Source organism: Streptomyces sp. (genome assembly GCF_035563135.1).
In the GTDB taxonomy this organism is placed as follows: Bacteria; Actinomycetota; Actinomycetes; order Streptomycetales; family Streptomycetaceae; genus Streptomyces.
Window position 1 is genome coordinate 1 of the sequence record NZ_DATMVN010000316.1, and the last position, 8154, is coordinate 8154.

At 74.6% G+C, this 8154-nt stretch carries 5 protein-coding genes; all 5 read left to right on the forward strand.

Annotated elements, in window-relative coordinates:
- A partial coding sequence (locus VN520_RS13855) for a PP2C family serine/threonine-protein phosphatase (RefSeq protein WP_325747199.1) occupies positions 1 to 1062 on the forward strand: 1062 nt, incomplete at its 5' end.
- Positions 1063 to 1232: 170 nt separating this feature from the next.
- Positions 1233 to 2576 (forward strand): VWA domain-containing protein, encoded by a 1344-nt coding sequence (locus VN520_RS13860; protein ID WP_325747200.1) that lies wholly within the window; start codon positions 1233 to 1235, stop codon positions 2574 to 2576.
- Between the two features lie 124 nt (positions 2577 to 2700).
- Positions 2701 to 4134, forward strand: coding sequence for an FHA domain-containing protein (locus VN520_RS13865; protein ID WP_325747201.1), 1434 nt, complete (start codon positions 2701 to 2703; stop codon positions 4132 to 4134).
- 83 nt (positions 4135 to 4217) lie between these two features.
- Positions 4218 to 4622 (forward strand): globin, encoded by a 405-nt coding sequence (locus tag VN520_RS13870; RefSeq protein WP_325747202.1) that lies wholly within the window; start codon positions 4218 to 4220, stop codon positions 4620 to 4622.
- A gap of 150 nt (positions 4623 to 4772) precedes the next feature.
- Complete coding sequence (locus tag VN520_RS13875) at positions 4773 to 8096, forward strand: FtsX-like permease family protein (protein WP_325747203.1); 3324 nt, start codon at positions 4773 to 4775, stop codon at positions 8094 to 8096.
- Positions 8097 to 8154 lie beyond the last annotated feature (58 nt).

Sequence of the window (8154 nt, forward strand, 5' to 3'; positions counted from 1 at the left end):
GCGGCGGTCCGCTTCGACGGGCCGGACGCCCCGGAGGGCGCCGCGCCGGGTGGCCCGGGCGACACCTCCGGCGACTTCGAGCTGGCCGCGCCCGATCCCCGTACGGCGGAGCACTCCACCGCCGGGGCCCCGGCGGCCGGCGCGAAGGTCTGTGTGGCCTGCCGCTCGGGCCATGTGGACACCGACGGTTACTGCGAGAACTGCGGCCATGCCCAGCCCCGTGAGCGGGACCACATGGAGCAGGAGCTCGGCGCGGTGGCGGCGGTCAGCGACCGGGGCCTGCGCCACCACCGCAACGAGGACTCGTTCGCGGTGTCCTGCACCGCCCTGCCGGACGGTTCACCGGCCGTCGTCGCGATCGTGTGCGACGGCGTCTCGTCGGCGAGCCGCCCCGACGAGGCGTCGGCCGCGGCGGCGAGCGCCGCCAACGAGTCGCTTCTGGAGTCGCTGCCCCGAGGCACACATCCGCAGCAGGCCATGCACGAGGCGATCCTGGCCGCGTCCGAGGCCGTCGACGCGCTGGCCCAGGACCCCGGGCAGGCGTTGGAGCACGATCAGCACCGCCACCGGAACGCACCGGCCTGCACCCTGGTCGGCGCGATCACGGCGGGCGGTCTGCTGGTCGTCGGCTGGGTCGGCGACAGCCGTGTCTACTGGGTCCCCGAGGACCGCGCCGCCCCGCCGGTCCGGCTCACGGAGGACGACTCCTGGGCCGCGCAGATGGTGGCGGCCGGCCTGATGAACGAGGCGGAGGCGTACGCCGACGAGCGCGCCCACGCCATCACGGGCTGGCTCGGCGCCGACGCCTACGAACTGGAGCCGCACACCGCGGTCTTCAAGCCGGACAGGTCCGGCCTGGTGGTGGTGTGCACCGACGGCCTGTGGAACTACGCGGAGGCCGCGGAGGAGATGGCTGCGGCCGTGCCTGCCGAGGCCTGCGAACGTCCGTTGCACGGAGCCCGGGTGCTGGTCGGTCACGCGCTCGACGGCGGGGGCCACGACAACGTAACAGTGGCGCTGCTGCCGTTCACCGTGACGGCACGAGGGGCAGGATCGGCCTGAGCCACGGCCGGTCCGCCCGGCGGTCCGGCCGGCGTTCCGCCCTGTCCCCCGCGCCCCTCCCGCACCGCGCGTCCGCGTCCCGCGGCCCGCGCCCTGGACCCCGTCCGCGGACCTGCCTTCGTCACCTCCGTCTTCGTCTGACATACGTGGAGCTTCAAGGAGCCGATCAGATGGCCAACTTCTCCAAGTCGAACGTGCCGCAGTTCTCCGTCGAGGTGTACCAGAACGAATTCCTGCCCGCGGGCGGCCGCGACGTCAACGCGATCGTCACCGTCACGTCCACGGGCGGGGGGACGACCGGCGGCGCCCCGGTGTCCGGGCGCACGGCGGGGCAGGGTCCGGATGCCGCCGTGGTCCTCATGGTCGACTGCTCCGGCTCGATGGACCACCCCCCGACGAAGATGCGCAACGCCCGCGACGCCACGGCGGCGGCCATCGACGCCCTGCGCGAGGGCACGCGGTTCGCGGTGGTGGCGGGGACGCACGTGGCCGGCGACGTCTATCCGGGCGACGGGCAGCTGGCGACGGCCGGCCCACGGACCAAGGCCCAGGCGAAGGAGGCCCTGCGCCGGCTGAGCGCGGGCGGGGGTACGGCTGTCGGGACCTGGCTGCGGCTGGCCGGCCGGCTGCTCGGAGCCGCCGAGGTGGACATCCGGCACGGCATCCTCCTCACCGACGGGCGCAACGAGCACGAGTCCCCTGAGGATCTCCGGGCGGCCCTGGACTCCTGTGCGGGCCGGTTCACCTGTGACGCGCGGGGTGTCGGCACCGACTGGGAGGTGAAAGAGGTCACAGGGATCGCCTCCGCCCTGCTCGGCACGGCCGACATCGTCGCCGATCCGGCAGGTCTCGCCGCGGACTTCACACAGATGATGGAGAACGCGATGGGCAAGGAGGTCGCGGACGTGGCGCTGCGGCTCTGGACGCCCGTCGGTGCCGAGGTCGTGTTCGTCAAGCAGGTGGCGCCCACGATGGCCGACCTGACCGGCCGCCGCACCGGGGCCGGGCCGCGGGCCGGCGACTACCCGACCGGCTCCTGGGGCGACGAGTCCCGGGACTACCACGTGTGCGTCAGGGTCCCGGAGGCCGGGATCGGCCAGGAGATGCTGGCGGCCAGGGTCTCGCTGATCCTGCCGGGCCCCTCCGGCGGCGCCCCGCAGACCCTCTCCCAGGGCCTCGTACGCGCCGTGTGGACGGACGACACGGCCGCGTCCACCTCGATCAACCCCCAGGTGGCGCACTACACAGGGCAGGCGGAACTGGCACACGTCATCCAGCAGGGACTGGATGCGCGTAAATCGGGAGACTTCGACGGCGCGACGGCGAAACTGGGCCGTGCGGTGCAGCTCGCGTCGGCGTCCGGGAACGCGGATACTGCGAAACTGCTTTCGAAGGTGGTCGACGTCGTCGACGCGGCGACCGGTACTGTGCGACTGAAAGCGAGGGTCGCGGAAGCGGACGAGATGACACTCGAAACGCGCTCGACCAAGACGGTTCGCGTCAAGAAACAGTGACACGCGCGACAGCCGTACGAACAGCAACGACAGAGCCGTACGGAGAGCCGGCCCGGCCGACCGGACGGTGCACCGACAAGCATGGCGGCCTTTGGGCCGGACGAGGAGAGGGGGAAGCGCCGACATGCCGACCTGCCCGAACGGACACCAGTCGGGTTCCGAGGACTGGTGCGAGGTCTGTGGACACCGCATGGCCGGGACGGACGCGCCTACGGGCGCGGTCCCGCCGCCTCCCGCACCCGGTTACGGCTACCCGCAGGTGCCCGGCGCCGGACAGCCGGCCGCCCAGGCCGAGCTCTGCCCGCAGTGCCGCACCCCGCGTGAGGCGATGACGCCGTACTGCGAGGAGTGCCGCTGGAACTTCCTCACGAACACGGCGACCTCGTACACCCCGCTGGCCCCGCGGGGCGGCGTCGGCGGCCCGGGGCCCGGACTGAATCTGCCGCCCGGATTCCAGGCACAGCAGGGCCCGCCGCCGCAGCAGCAGCGGGACCCGTTCGAATACCAGGGCTCCCGGCCTTCGCAGATGAACCGGCCGGCCGAGCCGCTCTCGCCGGAGGAAGGCAGCCGTCCGGGTCCGCCGCCGCCTTCCTTCCAGCAGGGGCCGCCGCCTCCGCCTTCCTTCCAGCAGTCGCCGTCCCCGTTCGAGGCCCAGGGGCAGCAGGGGCAGCCTCCTGGCCGGCCGGACCGGCAGGGCCCCCCGCCGCCGTTCGATCCACCGGGCCGGCCGGGCCCCGGCCCGCAGGGACAAGGTCCGCAGGGGCAAGGTCCGCAGGGGCAAGGTCCGCAGGGGCAGGGACCGGAGGGTCCCGGCCCGCAGGGCCCCGGATCCCAGGGACAGGGACCGCAGGGTCCCGGGCCGCAGGGTCCCGGGCCGCAGGGCGCCCCGCCGTCGCCGTTCGAGCCGCAGCGGCAGGGACCGCCTCCCCCGCCGTCGTTCCAGCAGCAGTCCGCGCCTCCCGCGCCTCAGCGGCCGCAGGCGCCGCAGACCGGTGGGGGTGACGACTGGATGCTGCCGCCGCCCTCGCAGCAGCAGCCTCCGCAGGTCTTCCAGCAGGGCCCGCAGGCACCTCAGACACCTCAGGCGTCTCTGCCCCCGCAGCAGCAGTTCCCCGGCCAGGGCCCTGCCCAGGGCGGACGGGACCAGGGGCCGGGCAGCTGGACGGCCGTCATCGCCCCGGACCGCGACTACTTCCTGGCGATGATGCAACGCAGCGGTCCTGAGGCGACCGGGCTCAACCTGCCCGCGTACTCCCCGGAACAGCGTCTTCCGCTCACCGGCGGGCAGATCACCGTCGGCCGCCGCCGGCACAGCACCGGCGAGTCCCCCGACATCGATCTCTCCGTGCCGCCGGAGGACCCGGGCGTCTCGCACCAGCACGCCGTGCTGGTGCAGCAGCCGGACGGCGGCTGGGCCGTCGTCGACCAGAACTCCACCAACGGCACCACGCTCAACGGTGCCGAGGACCCGATCCAGCCCTACGTCCCCGTCCCGCTCCAGGACGGCGACCGGGTGCACGTCGGGGCCTGGACGACGATCACGGTCCGCCGCGACTGATCCGGCGGGTCACGGCGCCCGCCGGTCCGGACCGGGGTCCTAGGACCCCGGTCCTCGGCCGGTGCGTCTGCGACGATGGACGGGTGACAGAGATTCCGCGCGACACGCTTCAGGAGCAGTCCTTCTACGAGCAGGTCGGCGGCGAGGAGACGTTCCGGCGCCTGGTCCACCGCTTCTACCAGGGCGTCGCGGACGACCCGCTGCTGCGGCCGATGTACCCGGAGGCGGATCTGGGCCCGGCCGAGGAACGGTTCGCGCTGTTCCTGATGCAGTACTGGGGCGGCCCGCGCACCTACAGCGACCAGCGGGGGCACCCCCGGCTGCGGATGCGGCACGGACCGTTCCAGGTGGACCGGGCGGCGCACGACGCCTGGCTCCGCCACATGCGGGTGGCCCTCGACGAGCTCGGACTCCCTCCCGAGCACGAGCGGCAGTTGTGGGACTACCTCACCTACGCCGCCGCCTCGATGATCAACACCGCGGGCTGATCCCCCGCGCGGAATCCGGTGCCGCGCAGCCGCATAACGGTCACGATCCCATCAAGGTGGGCCCACGGGCGGTTACCAGGAGCCCGTGCACTCTGAAAGCATCCGGTACACGCCGGGGGGCGTACGGCTGCTGAGGGTTCGGGGGATCGGGTGACGGGGTTCGTCCTTCTGCGGGTGCGCGCGCACCGGCTCCTGCTCTTCGCCGCCGTCCTGACCGTGCTGCTCACGACCTGTGTGCTGGCCGCGCTCACCGCGTTCTCCGGTTCCATGGGCGACGCCGCCCTGCGGCACACGCTCACCCACCGCTCCGCCGGGCAGGCCTCCCTCTTCGTCTCCGCCGACGTGGACCGCGAGCAGCGCGAGGAGGCCGACGCCACGGTGCGCCGGGCGGCCCGCGCCACCTTCGACGGGCTGCCCGTGACCGTGGGGAAGCTGGAGAGCTCCGGTTCCTATGCCCTGCCGCGCACCGTCCGGGCCCCCGCCGCGCAGCGCGGTGAGCCCGATCTGACGCATCTCGCCTCGCTGGACCGCAGCCGGGTGCGCCTGGTCGCCGGACGCATGCCGGACGCCGGGGCGGGGGGCGCGAAGGAGCCCGTGCAGGTCGCGCTGCCGCGCGCCGCCGCCGAGGCGCTGAAGCTGGGGCCGGGTTCCCGGATCACCCTCACCGACCGTATGACCGAGGCGCCGCTGCCGGTCCGGATCACCGGCCTCTACGAGGCGTCCGACCTGGACGATCCGTACTGGCGGCTGGACCCGCTCGGCGGGCGGGGCGCCCGCAAGGTCGTCTTCACCACCTACGGCCCGCTGCTGGCCGACCCCGCCGTGCTGGGGTCGGGCCGGATCAGTGCCGGCCCGGTGTCCTGGCTGGCGTCCGCCGACTTCCGTACGGTGACGACCGGCCGGACCGGGGCGCTGCACCGCGCGTCGACGGCCGGACCGAAGGCGCTGTCCGGCTCCGCGGTGTTCGGGGACGGGGCCACGGTGCGGACGTCGCTGCCGGCCGTCGTCGGCCGGATCGAGCGGGCACTGCTCGTGTCCCGCTCCACGATCATGATCGTCGCCGTGCAGCTGGTCCTGCTCGCCGGATACGCTCTGCTGCTCGTGGCCAGGCTGCTGAGCAGCGAGCGGGGCGGCGAGGACGAACTGCTGCGCGCCCGGGGCGGGTCCGCAGGACGGATCGCTTCGCTGGCCGCGATCGAGGCGCTGCTGCTCGCGGTGCCCGCCGCCGTCGTCGCACCGCTGCTGGCCGGGCCGCTGACCAGGCTGCTCGCGGACCGCAGCGAACTCGGCCGGATCGGGCTGCGGTTCGACGGTGCGGTGGACGGCACGGTCTGGCTGGTGGCGGGCGCCGTCGCACTGGCGTGCGCGCTCGCGGTGGTCGCGCCCGCCCTGGCAGCGGGTGCGGGACGCCGGGGCGCACGGACCGCCGCGCTGCCCGCTCCGGTGCGGGCGGGCGCCGACATCGGGCTGCTGCTGATCGCCGGGGTGGCGTACTGGCAGCTGGACCGGCAGACCGGGACATCCGGCAGCGGTGCGCTCAGCGGCGACCGGGAGGGTGAGCTGGGCATCGATCCGCTGCTCGTCGCCGCCCCCGCGCTGGCCCTGCTCGCGGGCACCGTCCTGATCCTGCGCCTGCTCCCCCCGGCCGCCCGGCTCGCCGAGCGACGGGCGGCAGCCGGCCGCGGTCTGTCCGCCGCCCTGGCGGGCTGGCAGTTCAGCCGGCGGCCGCTGCGGGGGGCGGGCCCGGTGCTGCTGCTGGTCCTGTCGGTCGCGATGGGCATGCTCGCCATCGGCCAGAGTGCGTCATGGGACCGTTCGCAGCGCGACCAGGCCGACTTCAGGTCGGGCGCGTCGGTGCGCGTGGTCGGGACGCTGTCCGGCGACCCGGCGAAGGCCACCGCCTACACGGACCTGCCGGGTGTGCGGGGGGCGGCTCCGGCGTTCCGCACGACAGCCGGTCTCTCCGGCGGGCGGACGGCCGAGGTGCTCGCCCTGGACACCGCGCACGCGGACGAAGGGATGCTGATGCGCGAGGACCTGTCCGGTACACCGCCGCAGGAGCTGTTCGACGCGATCGCACCGCCGAGGACCGCGCGGACCGGGGTGCTGCTGCCCGAGGGCAGTGAGCGGGTGCTGTTCGATCTGCGGGTCCGTGACACCTCGGCGCCCGGCGGGAAGTCCCCGTCCGGTGCGACCGCACTGGTCAGTGTGCTGCTGGAGGACCGTTACGGCATCGGGTACCGGGTCGGGGCGGGCACCGTCCCCGTCGACGGCCGCGCGCACGCCGTGTCCGTCCCCGTGTCGGCGTCGGGCGGGCCGGCGGTGACGGGCTTCGAGCTCGACAGCGACGTGCCCGAGGGCCGCGCCGAGACACGTCTGGTGGCCGTGACCGGGCTCAGGGCACTCACCGCAGGCGGCGGTGAGCAGCCTGCCGACGCCTCGAAGGGGGTGCGCTGGCAGGCGGGGGTGACCATGGCGGGGGCCGGGGAGGAACAGGCCGGCCGCACACCGGAGGCGGTGACGGGGGCGGGTGCCTCTCCGGCCTTCCGGTACGGGACCGGACACATCCGCGCCGGCGGCGTCTTCCTCGGCGACCCTGTCAGCACGCTCCGCGTGACCGCGGCCCGCCCGGCGGCCCCGGCGCTGAAGGCCGTGGCCACCGACACGTATCTGAGGTATGCGGGGGCGGAGCCGGGCCAGGAGATCGATCTCACGCTGGCGGGCAGCACGGTCCGGGTGACTCTGGTGAAGTCGGTGCGGCAGCTCCCGACCACCGGTCCCGGGGCGGCCTCCGGTACGCCCGAGGGCACCCCGGAGGAGTCGTCCACGCTGCCGGGCGGCAGCCTGCTGCTGGATCTCAGGGCGGTGTCGCAGGTGCTCGCCCACCGGCCGGGGGCCACCCTCGCACCCACCGAGTGGTGGCTGAGCGCCGCGCCCGGTGACGGCCCGGAGGTGGCGGCCGGGCTGCGCGCCCTGCCCGGGACCGATCCGGCGCAGGTGCGGGTGCGTGACGAGGTGGCCCGGGAGCTGGCGGACGACCCGCTGGGGGCGGGGCCGCAGTCCGCGCTGTCGGCTGCCGCCGTGGTGGCAGCCGCCCTGGCAGCGGTCGGATTCGCCGTCGGGCTCGTCGGCTCGCAGCGCGAACGGGCCGCCGGGTTCGCCGTACTGCGGGCCCTGGGCGCTCCCCGTCGCCGGCTGGCCCGGATGATGGCCGCGGAACAGGGCGTACTGATCACCCTGGCCCTGCTGATCGGGCTCGCCCTCGGGGTGGTGCTCACCCGGGCCGTCGTGCCGCTCGTCGTGCTGACCGGGCAGGCCGCCAGGCCCGTGCCGGACGTGCTGGTGCTGCTTCCGGCCGGGCAGGTCGCGGTCCTGCTCGCCTCGGTCGCCGCACTGCCGCTGCTGATCGTCGCCGTGATCGCGCTGCGCCGCACCGATCCTGCGGTGTCGCTGCGCCACCAGGGGGACAACTGACATGCGTGCCGCCGAGCTCCCCGCCTGCGCCCCCTGGGTGCGTACGAGGCTGCGCACC

Coding starts and splice junctions, on each gene's coding strand:
- VN520_RS13860 (WP_325747200.1), top strand. CDS start 1,233: ATGGCCAACTTCTCCAAGTCGAACGTGCCGCAGTTCTCCGTCGAGGTG.
- VN520_RS13865 (WP_325747201.1), top strand. CDS start 2,701: ATGCCGACCTGCCCGAACGGACACCAGTCGGGTTCCGAGGACTGGTGC.